This window comes from Paenibacillus enshidis (genome assembly GCF_042136365.1).
Classification (GTDB): Bacteria; Bacillota; Bacilli; order Paenibacillales; family Paenibacillaceae; genus Paenibacillus; species Paenibacillus enshidis.
In genome coordinates, this window is record NZ_JBHHMI010000022.1 from 1 (window position 1) to 14933 (window position 14933).

Consider the following 14933-nt stretch of genomic DNA (forward strand, 5'->3'; position numbering starts at 1 on the left):
ACACGACCGTTAAGCCCTCCAGCGCCGATGGTACTTGGACCGAAGGGTCCTGGGAGAGTAGGACGTTGCCAGGCAAAATGTAAAACCACTGTCATTATAGGCAGTGGTTTTTGTCTTTTTTTGAAGAATAGTATCAAACCTCTCCTCATAGTGAGGTGTGTCACTTGTCATTATGGTTGACAGATCAGAGCGGCTTTGCGACACTTTCATTAGCATTACTGCTTTCATACAAACACATATGAGGTGGGAATATGGAAATCAGGCAACTGCGTCATGAAGAGTTCGAAGCCAGCGTTGAACTGTCGCAATATGCTTTTCAATACACCTTGTCTCCTGCAGAGCTTGAGGAGCAGAAAAAGAAATTCAAGCCTGAGCAAGTGTGGGCTGTATTTGATGGTGAAGAGCTGAATGCCAAGTTTACGCTGCTTCCGCTGCAGGTGTACTTGCATGGAAAGCCGTTTGCCATGGGAGGAATCGCCGGGGTGGCGACATGGCCGGAAAAGCGGCGCAGCGGGTTGGTGTCCCGGCTGCTCAAGCATGCTCTTGAGCAAATGAAATCGTCGGGGCAGACTGTTTCTTTCCTGCATCCGTTTTCTTTCTCTTTTTACCGGAAATTCGGCTGGGAAATCTTTGTTGAATACAAGAAATACACAATTCCTGTAGACAAGTTTCCGGCCAAAACGGCGGTGGAAGGCACGATCAAGCGTAACGTCAGGGATAAAACTGAACTAAATAAGGTGTATCAGCAATATGCACAAAGGTTCAACGGAACTTTAGTGAGAGACGAGGAATGGTGGAAGAACCGCGTACTTGATGAAGATAATCAGACAGCGGTTTATTATGCGGAAAATGGCGCTCCTGAAGGGTATGTTTTGTATAAAGTGGAGAAAAAAGAGCTCTCCTGCGGCGAATTTGTCTATCTGAGCGAACAGGCGCGTCGAGCCTTGTGGACGTACTTTGCAAACCACGACTCCATGATTGAAAAAGGGACCTTTACCTTTATGCCGGCCAATGATTCTCTTTCCTATCTCCTGACAGACCCGCGCATCCAGCAGGAAATCATACCTTATTTTATGGGCCGGATTGTGGATGCGGCTGCGTTTGTAGAGCAGTTCCCGTTCCAGTCCTCTGCACAAGGAGCTGAAATCACTTTGGCACTCACGGATACACACGCGCCCTGGAATGAGGGAACATGGAAGCTGTCTGTGTCTGCGCAAGGAGAAGGAAGGCTCCAGCCTGTCCATGAAAATACCGAAGCCCAGCTCCAATGTGATATAGCTGCGTTATCAGCCATGCTGATCGGTTATAAGCGTCCGCAAGAGTTGTTCCGCTGGGGCAAGCTTACGGGCAGCGCTGAGGCAGCGGATCTGTTCGAGCAGACGGTTCCTTCCGCTCAAACCTTCCTGATGGACTTCTTTTAAATTAAGCCAAGGACTCTTTTCCTGAGATGAAAAGGGTCTTTTTTGGCTTGAGATAGGGCTTCCGATGAATGAATCAAAGAAATATTGTGAAAAATGGAATTGAGCTCTTGGCAAATGAGAAAATTATGTTATAATAAATACAAAGTCAAAGAAAGTCAAAGTCAACTTGATCAAAGAATTGAATTTTTACATCAAATCTGGCTTGTTCAGAAGATCAGCGTATGAATTGGGGGAGTCAAAGGTCACACTAATTCGTGATCATAGTCGTAAGAACTGGTTCAGAGTGCAGACGATCACCAGGCTGAGGGGACGCCGTACTCCAGATTCGTGACTTTCCGGTTTGGTTAAGTTCAATATACGGCATATTCTGTAAATGTGAAAAAAGACTTCACATTTTTGTCGGTGGAGGATGATGAAATGTGCGGAATGTCTCCGATATTATTGAACAATATTTAAAAAGCATGTTAATTGAAAGTACTGAGGGCATTGTGGAAATCCAGCGCAATGACCTGGCTGACCGTTTTTCCTGCGTGCCATCCCAGATTAACTATGTAATTAGCACACGTTTTACATTGGAAAAGGGATACATTGTGGAAAGCAAGCGCGGCGGCGGCGGTTATGTGCGCATTCAGCGTGTAGATCTCCCGGCTCACCACGTACTCCATACGCATCTGCATCATAGCATAGGAGATGAGATTAGCCAATCCGCAGCAGAAGGGCTGATCTACCAGCTGCAAGAAGGGGGATTTCTCAACAAAAAGGAGGCTGCCATCATGAAAGCGGCGGTATCCAGGGATACCATTGCTTTAAAGCTTCCTTACCGGGATCAGGTGAGGGCCAGATTGCTAAAAGCGATGCTGATTGCGCTTTTGGCCAAATAGTCCTCTGCTGCCACCGGTCATTTAGGCTTTTGACGTAAAGGAGGTATGTGCATGCTGTGCCAGGAATGTGGTAAAAGGCCGGCAACTCTCCATTTTACGAAGATCATTAACGGAGAGAAGACCGAATTTCATATATGTGAGACCTGTGCAAGGGAAAAAGGGGAGCTGATCCCCGGAACGTCGAATGGCTTCTCCATTCACAGTCTGCTTTCAGGCCTCCTCGACTTTGATCCGACAATCAAGAGTGCGGCGGCAGGGACACAGAACCCGCAGCTGCTCCGCTGTGAGGAATGCGGTATGACTTACGCGCAGTTCAGCAAAATCGGCCGTTTCGGCTGCAGCTCCTGTTATAAATATTTTAACGACCGTCTGGATCCGTTGTTCAAACGTGTTCACGGCAGTACTGCCCATGCGGGTAAAGTGCCGGTACGAAGCGGCGCCAGGATGAAGGTCAGACGCAGAATCGATGACTTGAAGAAGGAGCTGCAGTTCAAAATCCGCGCAGAAGAATTTGAATCCGCCGCGCAAATTCGAGATCAGATTCGAGAGCTTGAAAAAGAAATAGCACAGGAGTAAAGTCTTGTTAAGAGTAGGAGGGATGCGTTTATGCCCAATCTCCGCTTTACGGAAAGACCGCTTAGCGATTGGATGCGCACAGATGCTGCAGACTCCGAGATCGTCATAAGCAGCCGGGTCAGGATTGCACGGAACCTGCAGCATCTGCCTTTTCCGATGCTCGCTACCAACCAGCAGTCCGAGGATGTGCTGAATAAACTGACGGTCGTTCTGCGCCATGAGGATATTAACCGGTTTGGTCCATTCCATATCGTCAAAATGGCGGACACTGAAGAACTGGATAAAAAAGTGCTGGTTGAAAAACATTTGATCAGCCCGAATCTGGCTTCCGAGTCCCGTAACGGGGCGGCGGTGATCAATGAAGACGAATCTGTCAGTATCATGATCAACGAAGAAGACCATCTTCGTATACAATGTCTATATCCGGGATGTCAGGTAAAGGATGCATGGCAGAATGCCACCGCTATTGATGACGCGTTTGAAGCGCATCTGGATTACGCGTTTGATGATCAGCGGGGCTATCTGACGAGCTGTCCTACAAATGTCGGAACCGGCCTTCGGGCCTCGGTGATGATGCATCTGCCTGCTTTGGTCATGACTCACCAGATTAACCGCATTTTATCGGCTGTCTCCCAGGTCGGGCTGACAGTGCGCGGCATCTACGGTGAGGGAAGTGAGGCGATTGGCAATCTGTTTCAGATATCCAATCAGATCACCCTGGGGCCAACCGAGGAGGAAATCATTGAGAACCTGCACGGCGTAGTGCTTCAGATTATCGAGCATGAGCGGGCTGCCAGATCCAGACTTATGAGCGAGTCCATGCTGCGGATTACAGATAGGGTGATGCGATCCTTCGGGATACTGTCCTATGCCGCTGTAGTGGATTCAAAGGAGGCGGCACAGCGGTTATCGGATATTCGCCTTGGCGTGGATCTTGGTATACTTGAGAATCCCTCCATACCGGTACTGAATGAGTTGAATGTCATGACTCAGCCCGGTTTTTTGCAGAAAAAGTTCGGGGAAGCGCTGGGTGCCGGTGAGCGTGATATGTACCGGGCCAAGCTGATCCGCGAACAGCTGGGAACCGCATAAGAAGCCATAATAGTCTACAGAATTAAATTTTTTAGTGGAGGTGCAGGACAATATGATGTTCGGAAGATTTACGGAACGAGCGCAGAAGGTACTCGCTTTGGCTCAGGAGGAGGCAGTGCGCCTGGGACATAACAATATCGGAACAGAACACATTCTGCTTGGTTTGATTCGCGAAGGTGATGGGATTGCGGCTAAAGCTCTGATCGGTCTCAGCCTTGGTCTGGAGAAAATCCAGGACGAAGTGGAAACGTTGATTGGCCGTGGTCAGGAGCAGCCTACGAACATCGCTTACACACCTCGCGCCAAAAAAGTGATTGAGCTTTCCATGGATGAAGCACGGAAATTGGGCCATACCTATGTAGGGACAGAGCATATCTTGCTTGGCCTGATCCGGGAAGGGGAGGGTGTTGCCGCGCGTGTGCTGAACAATCTGGGCATCAGCCTGAACAAAGCACGTCAGCAGGTGCTTCAACTGCTTGGCAGCAGTGAGGCAGTGTCCAGCAACAGTGGTGCTCCTTCGAATGTCAGCACCCCTACGCTGGATAGTCTGGCCCGCGACCTGACGGCTTCCGCGAAGGAAAGCAACCTGGACCCAGTAATCGGACGAAGCAAGGAAATTGAGCGTGTCATTCAGGTGCTGAGCCGTCGTACCAAGAATAATCCGGTATTGATCGGTGAGCCTGGTGTTGGTAAAACGGCCATTGCAGAGGGGCTGGCGCAGAAAATTATTGCGAATGAGATCCCTGAAACGCTGCGCGACAAGCGTGTGATGACGCTGGATATGGGTTCTGTCGTTGCAGGTACGAAATATCGCGGTGAATTTGAAGACCGCCTCAAAAAAATTATGGATGAGATTCGTCAAGCGGGCAATATCATCCTCTTCATTGACGAGCTGCATACGCTGATCGGCGCTGGCGGCGCAGAAGGGGCGATTGACGCCTCCAATATTCTGAAGCCGGCTCTGGCACGCGGTGAACTCCAATGTATCGGTGCAACGACGCTTGATGAATACCGCAAATATATTGAAAAAGATGCCGCTCTCGAACGCCGCTTCCAGCCAATTACGGTGGATCAGCCGTCTCCGGAAGAAGCGATTCAAATCCTGCATGGTCTGCGGGATCGTTACGAGGCGCATCATAGAGTAAAAATTACGGATGAAGCGATTGAAGCAGCCGTAAAATTGTCTGACCGGTACATTACAGACCGCTTCCTGCCTGACAAAGCGATTGACCTGATTGATGAAGCGGGCTCCAAAGTAAGGCTGAACTCTTACACGGTACCGCCAAATCTGAAGGAGCTGGAAAACCGTCTGGAGGATATCCGCAAGGAGAAGGACTCCGCGGTGCAAAGCCAGGAATTCGAGAAGGCAGCCGCGCTGCGCGACACGGAGCAGAAGATCCGCGAAGAGCTGGACATGACCCGGAATCAATGGAAAGAGAAGCAGGGCCGTACAGATTCCGAAGTGACCCCGGAAGATATTGCACAGGTAGTTTCGATCTGGACCGGCGTTCCTGTCAGCAAGCTGAAGGAAGAAGAAACCGAACGTCTGCTGAATATGGAACAGCTGCTGCATGAGCGTGTGATCGGCCAGGATGAGGCGGTTAAAGCAGTCAGCCGCGCCATCCGCCGCGCCCGCGCCGGCCTGAAGGATCCGAAGCGCCCGATGGGCTCCTTCATCTTCCTTGGACCAACAGGGGTAGGGAAAACCGAGCTGGCCCGCGCATTGGCAGAAGCGATGTTCGGTGATGAAAATGCGGTCATCCGGATTGACATGTCCGAGTACATGGAGAAGCATTCCACATCCCGTCTCGTCGGAGCTCCTCCGGGATACGTCGGATATGATGAAGGCGGACAGCTGACCGAGAAAGTGCGCCGCAAGCCATATTCTGTCGTGCTGCTGGATGAAATTGAAAAAGCGCATCCGGAAGTGTTCAACATCCTCCTGCAGGTACTGGAAGACGGCCGGCTGACAGACTCCAAAGGACGGGTGGTGGATTTCCGCAATACGCTGATCATTCTGACCTCCAACGTTGGGGCAGAAGCCATCAAACGTAATTCTACGCTCGGATTTACGGCCGTAGCCGATGCCGGTGCGAATTATGACAAAATGAAGGGCAAAGTGATGGATGAGCTGAAGAAAAGCTTCCGTCCGGAGTTCCTTAACCGGATCGATGAAACGATCGTCTTCCACTCGCTGGAAGAGCAGCATATCGGCCAAATCGTTTCGCTCATGTCCGAAGAGCTGCGCAAGCGTCTGAACGAGTACAATGTCGACTTCGAACTGACGGATAAAGCGAAGGCGTTTCTGGCCAAGGAGGGCTTCGATCCGGCCTATGGAGCAAGACCGCTTCGCCGGGCGATCCAGAAGCATATTGAGGACCGCTTGTCCGAGGAGATGCTGAAAGGCAGTATTACCAAAGGCGATTCGCTTCTGATCGATGAGTACAATGGCGAGTTGACCGTAACCAAGAAGGATAACGTAACGGCAAAATCCTGAGGCCGGTCATTGGTGACCGAGGCTGCTTGAGAGAAAAATAGCGAACAGGAAAAAGGCTGTTCCCCGTGGACGAACCGCGGCGGAAGCAGCCTTTTTTTCTTGTCTGTATCAGCCTGTTCCCATACGGCAAAACGCTTGGAAGAGTTTGTGATATTGCTTTACGGCCCTCTGGTTCAATGGTAAACTTTTAATACTGAAGCTTTTTTTTAATCAAGGCCGACGAAATACGACAAGGATGTCGAATAATCGCAAGGAGAATTGAATGGCCAAAGTAAAAACTAAATTTTACTGCACAGAGTGCGGATATGAATCTCCGAAGTGGTATGGCAAGTGCCCGGGCTGCCAGGCCTGGAACTCCATGATCGAAGCAACGGAGACTGTGGTAAAAACCGCCGGGATGAATTCATCCCTTTTTCATAATAGTAAAGAGAAGCCGCTTCCCATCGTGGAAATTGAAAGTGATCAGGAGCCGAGAATCCTGACGGGAATCACGGAATTGAACCGTGTGCTTGGCGGCGGAGTTGTTCCGGGCTCCCTGGTGTTGGTCGGGGGCGACCCTGGAATCGGCAAATCTACGCTGCTCCTGCAAACATCTAATGAATTGGCCCGCACCGGGCTTCGCGTGCTTTATGTCTCCGGCGAGGAGTCGGTGCGCCAGACCAAGCTGCGGGCTGACCGCCTTGGTGCCTTATCTCCCAACCTGTATGTCCTTTGCGAAACCAATCTGGAGACCATCGAAGAGGCCGTAGACAACATGAAGCCCCAGTTCCTGGTCATTGACTCCATACAGACAGTGTATTTGCCGGAAGTGACCAGCGCCCCTGGCAGCGTAGCACAGGTGCGCGAATGTACCGCCCGCTTCATGCGCATTGCCAAAGGGCTGGGCATCGCTACTGTGCTTGTCGGACATGTTACGAAGGAAGGGGCTATTGCGGGTCCTCGTCTTCTGGAGCATATGGTGGACTGTGTCCTGTATTTTGAAGGAGAACGACATCATACGTACCGGCTGCTGCGCGCGGTGAAGAACCGTTTCGGTTCAACGAATGAGATGGGAATTTTCGAAATGGGCGAAGAGGGGCTGCGCGAAGTTGCCAATCCTTCCGAGCTGTTTCTGTCGGAACGGCCCCTTGGTGTGGCAGGCTCTACGGTGGTGGCCAGCATGGAAGGCACAAGGCCGGTGCTGGTCGAGCTGCAGGCGTTGATCGCAACCACGCACTTCCCGTCACCACGCAGAATGGGCACTGGAGTGGATCACCATCGTATGGGGTTGATCATAGCTGTATTAGAGAAGCGTATGGGCATGTTTTTACAGAACCAGGATGCTTATCTGAACGTGGCTGGAGGCGTAAGATTGGATGAGCCTGCTGTGGATCTGGCCATTGCGGTAAGCATTGCGTCAAGCTTCAAGGATATGCCGACCAAGCCATATGACGTTATTTTTGGCGAAGTGGGGTTGACCGGCGAGGTGCGTGCCGTATCCCGGGCTGAGCAGCGCGTGCGGGAAGCGGAGAAGCTGGGCTTCAAAAGGGTGATCATGCCTGAGAAAAGCCTTAAGGGGTGGACACCTCCCAAGGGGTTGGAAATCATTGGAGTCGGAACTGTGGCAGATGCACTAGCAGCCGCATTAAATTAGGGGGCAACGAAAACATGAAAGAATCGAGCCAACTGGAAAAAATGAATGACCTGCTGCGGCTGGTGGCGCCAGGTACACCTTTTCGTGAGGGACTGGAAAATGTGCTTCGTGCCAAGACTGGCGCGCTGCTTGTGGTGGGCTACAGTCCGGAGGTTATGGAAGTGGTGGATGGGGGCTTTTCGATTAACTGTGATTTTTCCCCGAACTATTTATATGAATTGGCCAAAATGGACGGAGCCATCATCCTCAGCGAGGATCTCAAGCGGATTTTGTATGCCAACACGCAGCTGATTCCGGACTCCTCAATTTCTTCCAGCGAAACGGGCATCCGGCACCGGACGGCTGAGCGGGTCGCCAAGCAGACGGGCAAGCTGGTTGTGTCCATTTCGCAGCGCCGTAATATTATAACATTGTACCAAGGTACACTTCGTTACTCCTTAAAAGAAATCGGTGTCATTTTGAGCAAGGCCAATCAGGCGATTCAAACACTGGAGAAATATAAATCCGTCCTGACACAGTCGCTGACCAACCTGACCGCCTCCGAATTTGAGGAGCTTGTCACCCTCCCTGAAGTGGTCAATGTGATCCAGCGGACCCAAATGGTGCTGCGCATTAAAATGGAAATCAAGCGCTTTGTCAATGAGCTGGGCAATGAAGGGCGTTTGATCAACATGCAAATGGAGGAGTTGATCGGCAATACCGTGGAAGAAGCCTGGCTGCTGTACAAAGACTACGCCAAGGAAGTCAGCGACGAGAAGATTCGTGAAATCATCAACGGGCTGAAGCATTTGACCGACGAGGAGCTGCTGGATATGAATCATATCGTACGGTTGCTTGGTTATCCTTCTTCCGCAGCCGTATCCGAAGATTATGTCGCTCCTCGCGGATATCGGGTGCTGAACAAAATTCCGCGCCTGCCTAACGTTATTATTCATAACCTCGTGGAACGTTTTAATCAGCTGCCCCTTGTCATGATGGCGACGATTGAGGAACTGGATGAAGTCGACGGTATTGGCGAGGTGCGTGCCCGCACGATCAAGGAAGGCTTGAAACGTTTACAAGAGCAGGTTTTCATTGACAGGCAAATGTAAATAACATACAATTGGTGGATGTTATTTGATCCGTGATTTTATGAGGTGAAGCAATGATTATGAAATCTGTTCCGAACATGTTTACCCTTGGTAATCTGTTTCTCGGAATAATCGCCATTCTAATGGCTATCGATGGTCAATACAGTCATGCAGCCATTATGGTTATTGTCGCCATGTTGTTGGATGGTTTGGACGGTCGTGTAGCGAGGGCGTTAAACGCGCAAAGTGAATTCGGCAAAGAGCTGGACTCATTATCTGATGTCATTTCCTTTGGCGTCGCTCCGGCGGTAATCATGTATTTTGTAGCCCTTCAATCAGCCAGTCCTGCCTTGGCCTGGACGGTAACGGCCATCTTTCCGATGTGCGGAGCGCTTCGACTGGCCCGTTTTAACGTGGTTGGTGGAGCAGCCGGGTATTTTACAGGACTTCCGATTCCTGCGGCAGGGGGCGTACTTGCTACATTATCCCTGTTTCATGAAGACATCTCTCTCTTCTCGATGGCTGTCGCTACCCTGCTGTTGTCTTACCTGATGGTCAGTTCGCTGAAGTATCCCAATTTCAAACGGGTGGGCTTGCCCAAAAAGGCTGTGTGGATCGCACCGCTCGTTGTGATCGGTGCCGTGGTGGTTGCTGTCCAGTTTTCCGATCAGCTCTCGAAGCTGATCTTTGTGCCGCTTGTGCTTTATGCGGTATATGGCATGAAGCATAACATTCAAGCAATTGCCAGAAAAAGACGCGCCAAACGCCGTCATGCCGAGGACAGCAGTAGCTATCGTCACTCGGAGCGTTGATCAATCAAATACTTATAGAGGTAGTTCAAAAAGTCATCTTTTGATCACGAAGTAAGTCAGGAAGCGGGCTCGACATCGAATCTTGAATTCAGCCGGGACTTCCGGTGCTCACGTACCCCAAGTACGCTCCGCTCCTCAGTCCCTAGCTTCATTCAACCTTCTCGGTGCTGAAAACCTGACTTTTTGAACACGCATCTAAAATAAAAAGCATTTATTTCCCTGATGATCCAGGCGAAATAAATGCTTTTTTTTGTAGAGTAATGCTTGCTGAGGTATATAAACGGTCAGGACATATTAAATAAACCTAAAGTGGAGCATTTGCGCGATTCCTTCTCAACAACGTCTTCCAGACGGATATCCAGCAAGTTACATAGGGCCGACATGTAAAAAAGACTACGTCCCAGCTCGGCGGTGATTGCTTCCCTGCAATTCTCGCACAGCTGCCCCTGCACGTGATTGTCCAGCAGTACTTTGGCTTGTTCAAGCCCGCTTTCCGGTTCATAGTCCTGTTTCCTGGCATGAAGCTCTATACAGCCGCACTCGGTAACAGATTTGGCAACCACGCGGTTAACGGCAGCGCCTGATTGGCCAGTCTTGGACAAAATGTCCAGCAGACTGCGGTGACGGAGCAGCAATTCGGAAACCTGATCCTGAAAAGCATGTAAGCTTTGTGCGCTCATATATCGCTACCCACCTCTAGTTATTAGGAATAATTTTATTATAAGACAGCCAATTGCAGGCTTTCAACATAAAATTCCAAAGAAGGATTCTGCTAGGGGTTCCATGGAAGTATACGCTGTGTAAAAAATTTACATCCAGCGATTATCAGAGATGAAAGTGGACCATACTGAATAAAGAAGGAACTAAATTTTGGAATTGAAAGGTTTTAGGAGGTGTAGGATTCGATGTGGAGAAAGGCTATCTTAATTTTTACCGGTTTATGCGGTTCATGGTTCGGTTACACATTGTTTCAAAAAGCGTCCGGGACCGTGTCCTGGATGCCGGAATGGATGAGAACGACCGCTGCGGGCGGCTTCATCTGGGTGGTTGTTGGTGCGGTGCTGTTCATGGTGCTCTGCAGTATCGCGGGCACGGCAGCTGCGCATCGGCTGCAGAAAGGAATTGAGGATCTGTCCAAAATTCCGATGAATGAAATGGCTGCTGGCACGACAGGACTTGCCGCCGGGCTGATATTGTCGATCCTGCTGTACCCGGGTCTGTCCTGGCTTGGACAAGCCGGGCAGATTTTGCAAGTAGGCGTCATGATCGTTTGCGGTTATATCGGTCTTATGGTGGGGCTGGAAAAACGGGAAGATCTGGCTTCCTTCTGGAAATCAGGCAGGTTTGGACGCGAGGAGGTGGAGGAGGGCCGGCGAATCGAGGAGCATAAAATTTTGGATACGAGTGTCATCATTGACGGAAGAATTGCAGATATTTGCAAGACGGGTTTCATTGAAGGGACTATTGTCATCCCTGAATTTGTGCTGGAAGAGCTGCAGCATATCGCGGATTCCTCCGATTTGCTCAAGCGCAACCGCGGCCGGCGCGGACTGGACATCCTCAATAAAATCCAGAAGGAGCTTGACGTGAAGGTTCTCATTTACGAGGGGGACTTTGAGGAGATCTCTGAGGTGGACAGCAAGCTCGTCAAACTGGCCAAGGTGCTGCAGGGCAAGGTTGTAACCAATGATTTTAATCTGAACAAGGTATGCGAGCTGCAAGGGGTATCCGTGCTGAATATCAATGATCTGGCTAATGCAGTCAAGCCTGTCGTGCTTCCGGGAGAAGAAATCATGGTGCAGATCATCAAGGACGGCAAGGAGTACGGTCAGGGTGTTGCTTATCTTGACGACGGAACGATGATTGTGGTGGAAGGCGGACGGGATTATATCGGGACGACGATGGAGGTGCTGGTGACCAGCGTGCTCCAGACGTCGGCGGGCCGAATGATCTTTGCCAAGCCAAAATTATTGGAAAAAGCCCAGTAAAAGCGGTATGATGATAGCTGGATGAAAGAGCCCGGGATGAAGATCCGGTTCGTTCCATTCCATATATCATACTGACGTTAAGGCGGGATTCGCGCTATGAACAACAGCTTGGGCGTCGTCGTTGTGGCGGCGGGACGCGGCACCCGCATGGGAACTGCGGAGAGCAAGCAGTTTCTGCTGCTGCAGGACAAACCTGTTTTTATATACACGCTTGAGGCGTTCGCGGCTGTGCCCGAGGTAAGCGGAATCGTACTCGTTACCGGAGCGGATGATGTGCAGCGGTGTCGGGAGTGGATTGACAGGCATCAGGTCGCTAAAGTTACGGACGTCATCGCAGGGGGCTCCGAACGACAGCATTCCGTATACCGCGGACTGGAATGCCTGCAGACCGAATGGGTTATGGTGCATGACGGTGTCCGCCCGTTCGTGGGCCGGGATGAAATCCGGAGATGCCTGGAGACTGCCCGGGAGTTCGGCGCTTCCGTACTTGCTGTGCCGGTGAAGGATACGATCAAGCAGGTCAATGAAGAAGGGGTGATTACGGCTACGCCGGATCGCCGGAGTCTGTGGAGCATTCAAACGCCACAGACTTTTCGTCTTTCTGATCTGCTGCGGGCCTATGAGGCTGCTGAGTATGCGGGGTTCCTCGGGACTGATGATTCGATGCTCGTCGAGCGGCTGGGCATTCCGGTGCGGGTTGTAGAGGGGAAATACACCAATATTAAAATTACGACACCGGAAGATTTGGATATTGCGCAATTATGGACAAGCACAGAGGGAGAGGACGCAAGATGATTCGTATAGGACAAGGTTTTGATGTTCATCAGCTGGTGGAGGGAAGGCCGTGCATTATCGGCGGGGTGACGATCCCTTATGAGAAAGGACTGCTTGGACACTCGGATGCCGATGTGCTGCTGCATGCGATTACGGATGCCGTTCTGGGCGCACTGGGGCTCGGCGATATCGGGAAGCATTTTCCGGACAATGATCCGGCCTTCAAGGATGCGGATAGCCTTAAGCTGCTGGAGCATGTCTGGGCGCTTGCCCAGGAGCAGGGCTACCGGCTCGGCAACGTCGATGCAACGATCATCGCTCAGAAGCCAAAGATGGCCCCATACATACCGCAGATGGTGGAGGTGATCGCCCGCGCTCTTGGGGCGGAGGACCCAAGCCAGGTGAACGTCAAAGCGACCACGACAGAGCAGCTCGGATTTACGGGCCGTGGTGAGGGCATTGCGGCACAGTCTGTTGTCTGCCTTGTCAAGGGTATGCTATCATCTTGAGAGATTAGAGACACGGAGGGGATATACATGAGCACTGAGGTTCGTGTACGCTATGCGCCAAGTCCGACAGGACATCTGCATATCGGCAATGCCAGAACGGCGCTGTTCAACTATTTATATGCCAGAAACCAGGGCGGAAAATTCATTATCCGGATTGAAGATACAGATGTGAAACGCAATATTGAAGGCGGGGAAGAGAGCCAGCTGAAGTATCTGAAATGGCTCGGCATCGATTGGGATGAAAGCGTGGATGTCGGCGGGGAACACGGGCCGTACCGCCAGACGGAGCGCCTGGACATTTACAAGGTCTATTGGCAGGAGCTGCTGGACCAAGGCCTCGCTTACCACTGCTATTGTACGGAGGAAGAACTGGAGCAGGAACGGGAGGAGCAGCTTGCCCGCGGCGAGACGCCGCGCTATTCCGGCAAGCACCGCAACCTCACTCTTGAGCAGCGCCAGGCCTTCGAAGCGGAGGGACGTATACCGAGCATCCGTTTCCGCGTGCCTGATGAGCGGGAATATACGTTTGATGATATGGTAAAAGGCAAAATTACGTTTAACTCCAAAGAGACGGGCGATTTTGTCATCGTCAAAAAAGACGGCATTCCTACCTACAACTTTGCGGTGGCCGTTGACGACCATTTGATGAAAATCACTCATGTGCTGCGCGGCGAAGACCATATTTCCAACACTCCGCGCCAGCTGATGATTTATGAAGCTCTGGGCTGGGAGCCGCCGATCTTCGGGCATATGACGCTGATCGTCGGCGAGGATCACAAAAAGCTCAGCAAACGGAATGAATCCATCATTCAATTTATGGAGCAGTATGACAACCTTGGGTATTTGCCTGAAGCCATGTTCAACTTCATTGCCCTGCTCGGCTGGTCTCCGGAAGGTGAAGAGGAGATTTACAGCAAAGAGCGGCTGATTGAAATTTTTGACGCCAACCGTTTGTCCAAAAGCCCGGCTGTGTTTGATCCGAACAAGCTGGCGCATTTGAACAACCATTATATTAAACACGCCGATCCTGACCGGATCGCTGACATGGCGGTTCCGTACCTCCAGAAGGCCGGACGCCTTCCGGCCAGTCTCACCGCGGAGCAGCAGGAATGGGCAAAGGCGCTTGTCCGTTTGTATCAGGAGCAAATGACAGCTGCATCGGACATTGTTCAACTGTCAGGCGTATTTTTCCGCACCCATCTGGAGCTGGATGCAGAAGGGAAAGCGATCCTGGCGGAAGAGCAGGTCCCGGTCGTGCTTAAGGCTTTTGCCGACAAGGTTGAGGCATCCGAGGAATTTGCAGCTTCGCGGATGGCCGTGCTAATCAAAGAGGTACAGAAGGAAACAGGCTTTAAAGGCAAGCAGCTGTTCATGCCCATCCGGGTCGCTTTGACCGGCCAGACACACGGGCGTGACCTGAATGAAACGATATATCTGCTTGGACGGGATACGGTATTGGACCGTCTCCGCTCTCAGATCAAGGGATAATCGCGTTTTATAGCATGAAGCGGCTGAAGCTGCTTTCTTGTCAGATTGTTTTCTTTTCGTTATAATAAACTCCATCAGAAAACCAACATTTTGCTTGTCAAATTGATCGTTGTTTCATATAAATGATTTAGTTAAAAAGCTGGGAACAGGAGAAGTACGCTGCAACAGGACATTTTTTCAGAGAGAACGGTC

At 51.0% G+C, this 14933-nt stretch carries 13 protein-coding genes and 1 rRNA gene; 13 read left to right on the top strand and 1 reads right to left on the bottom strand.

Annotated elements, in window-relative coordinates; genetic code table 11:
- The 9 genes from rrf to pssA all read left to right on the top strand — a co-directional run.
- A 5S ribosomal RNA gene (gene rrf, locus ACE41H_RS25315) occupies positions 1 to 74 on the top strand; the annotation flags it as partial.
- 177 nt (positions 75 to 251) lie between these two features.
- Positions 252 to 1421: a GNAT family N-acetyltransferase gene (locus tag ACE41H_RS19320; RefSeq protein ID WP_375357210.1), complete on the top strand. Its 1170-nt coding sequence runs from the start codon at positions 252 to 254 to the stop codon at positions 1419 to 1421.
- Positions 1422 to 1840: 419 nt separating this feature from the next.
- Positions 1841 to 2302 (top strand): CtsR family transcriptional regulator, encoded by a 462-nt coding sequence (locus ACE41H_RS19325; protein ID WP_375357211.1) that lies wholly within the window; start codon positions 1841 to 1843, stop codon positions 2300 to 2302.
- A gap of 51 nt (positions 2303 to 2353) precedes the next feature.
- On the top strand, positions 2354 to 2878 hold the full coding sequence (gene mcsA / locus ACE41H_RS19330) for a protein-arginine kinase activator protein McsA (protein ID WP_375357212.1): 525 nt from the start codon (positions 2354 to 2356) through the stop codon (positions 2876 to 2878).
- Positions 2879 to 2908: 30 nt separating this feature from the next.
- A complete protein-coding gene (gene mcsB / locus ACE41H_RS19335) occupies positions 2909 to 3970 on the top strand; it encodes a protein-arginine kinase McsB (RefSeq protein WP_375357213.1) in 1062 nt (353 codons plus the stop codon).
- A gap of 52 nt (positions 3971 to 4022) precedes the next feature.
- On the top strand, positions 4023 to 6467 hold the full coding sequence (gene clpC / locus ACE41H_RS19340) for an ATP-dependent protease ATP-binding subunit ClpC (protein ID WP_375357214.1): 2445 nt from the start codon (positions 4023 to 4025) through the stop codon (positions 6465 to 6467).
- Between the two features lie 262 nt (positions 6468 to 6729).
- Entirely contained in the window at positions 6730 to 8100 is a 1371-nt protein-coding gene (radA, locus tag ACE41H_RS19345; RefSeq protein ID WP_375357215.1) for a DNA repair protein RadA, read from the top strand.
- A gap of 14 nt (positions 8101 to 8114) precedes the next feature.
- Positions 8115 to 9191 carry a DNA integrity scanning diadenylate cyclase DisA gene (disA, locus tag ACE41H_RS19350; protein ID WP_375357216.1) on the top strand — a complete coding sequence of 359 codons (1077 nt, stop codon included), beginning with the start codon at positions 8115 to 8117 and terminating at the stop codon, positions 9189 to 9191.
- 53 nt (positions 9192 to 9244) lie between these two features.
- On the top strand, positions 9245 to 9982 hold the full coding sequence (pssA, locus tag ACE41H_RS19355; RefSeq protein ID WP_375357217.1) for a CDP-diacylglycerol--serine O-phosphatidyltransferase: 738 nt from the start codon (positions 9245 to 9247) through the stop codon (positions 9980 to 9982).
- A 284-nt stretch (positions 9983 to 10266) separates the two neighbouring features.
- Here the strand turns inward: pssA and ACE41H_RS19360 are convergent, their stop codons facing one another.
- Positions 10267 to 10662 carry a nucleoside triphosphate pyrophosphohydrolase family protein gene (locus ACE41H_RS19360; protein WP_375357218.1) on the bottom strand — a complete coding sequence of 132 codons (396 nt, stop codon included), beginning with the start codon at positions 10660 to 10662 and terminating at the stop codon, positions 10267 to 10269.
- Positions 10663 to 10887: 225 nt separating this feature from the next.
- On the opposite strand from ACE41H_RS19360, the gene ACE41H_RS19365 reads away from it, so the two are divergent.
- The 4 genes from ACE41H_RS19365 to gltX all read left to right on the top strand — a co-directional run bounded on the left by ACE41H_RS19365 (position 10888) and on the right by gltX (position 14741).
- Positions 10888 to 11970 (top strand): PIN/TRAM domain-containing protein, encoded by a 1083-nt coding sequence (locus tag ACE41H_RS19365; protein WP_375357219.1) that lies wholly within the window; start codon positions 10888 to 10890, stop codon positions 11968 to 11970.
- Positions 11971 to 12066: 96 nt separating this feature from the next.
- Positions 12067 to 12765, top strand: a complete 699-nt coding sequence (gene ispD / locus ACE41H_RS19370; RefSeq protein WP_375357220.1) for a 2-C-methyl-D-erythritol 4-phosphate cytidylyltransferase — start codon at positions 12067 to 12069, stop codon at positions 12763 to 12765.
- Positions 12762 to 13253 (top strand): 2-C-methyl-D-erythritol 2,4-cyclodiphosphate synthase, encoded by a 492-nt coding sequence (gene ispF, locus ACE41H_RS19375; RefSeq protein ID WP_375357221.1) that lies wholly within the window; start codon positions 12762 to 12764, stop codon positions 13251 to 13253. The genes ispD and ispF overlap by 4 nt, the downstream gene beginning before the upstream one ends.
- 27 nt (positions 13254 to 13280) lie before the next feature.
- Complete coding sequence (gene gltX / locus ACE41H_RS19380) at positions 13281 to 14741, top strand: glutamate--tRNA ligase (RefSeq protein WP_375357222.1); 1461 nt, start codon at positions 13281 to 13283, stop codon at positions 14739 to 14741.
- Positions 14742 to 14933: the final 192 nt, after the last annotated feature.

Coding starts and splice junctions, on each gene's coding strand:
- ACE41H_RS19320 (WP_375357210.1), top strand. CDS start 252: ATGGAAATCAGGCAACTGCGTCATGAAGAGTTCGAAGCCAGCGTTGAA.
- mcsA (WP_375357212.1), top strand. CDS start 2,354: ATGCTGTGCCAGGAATGTGGTAAAAGGCCGGCAACTCTCCATTTTACG.
- mcsB (WP_375357213.1), top strand. CDS start 2,909: ATGCCCAATCTCCGCTTTACGGAAAGACCGCTTAGCGATTGGATGCGC.
- clpC (WP_375357214.1), top strand. CDS start 4,023: ATGATGTTCGGAAGATTTACGGAACGAGCGCAGAAGGTACTCGCTTTG.
- radA (WP_375357215.1), top strand. CDS start 6,730: ATGGCCAAAGTAAAAACTAAATTTTACTGCACAGAGTGCGGATATGAA.
- disA (WP_375357216.1), top strand. CDS start 8,115: ATGAAAGAATCGAGCCAACTGGAAAAAATGAATGACCTGCTGCGGCTG.
- pssA (WP_375357217.1), top strand. CDS start 9,245: ATGATTATGAAATCTGTTCCGAACATGTTTACCCTTGGTAATCTGTTT.
- ACE41H_RS19360 (WP_375357218.1), bottom strand. CDS start 10,662: ATGAGCGCACAAAGCTTACATGCTTTTCAGGATCAGGTTTCCGAATTG.
- ACE41H_RS19365 (WP_375357219.1), top strand. CDS start 10,888: ATGTGGAGAAAGGCTATCTTAATTTTTACCGGTTTATGCGGTTCATGG.
- ispD (WP_375357220.1), top strand. CDS start 12,067: ATGAACAACAGCTTGGGCGTCGTCGTTGTGGCGGCGGGACGCGGCACC.
- ispF (WP_375357221.1), top strand. CDS start 12,762: ATGATTCGTATAGGACAAGGTTTTGATGTTCATCAGCTGGTGGAGGGA.
- gltX (WP_375357222.1), top strand. CDS start 13,281: ATGAGCACTGAGGTTCGTGTACGCTATGCGCCAAGTCCGACAGGACAT.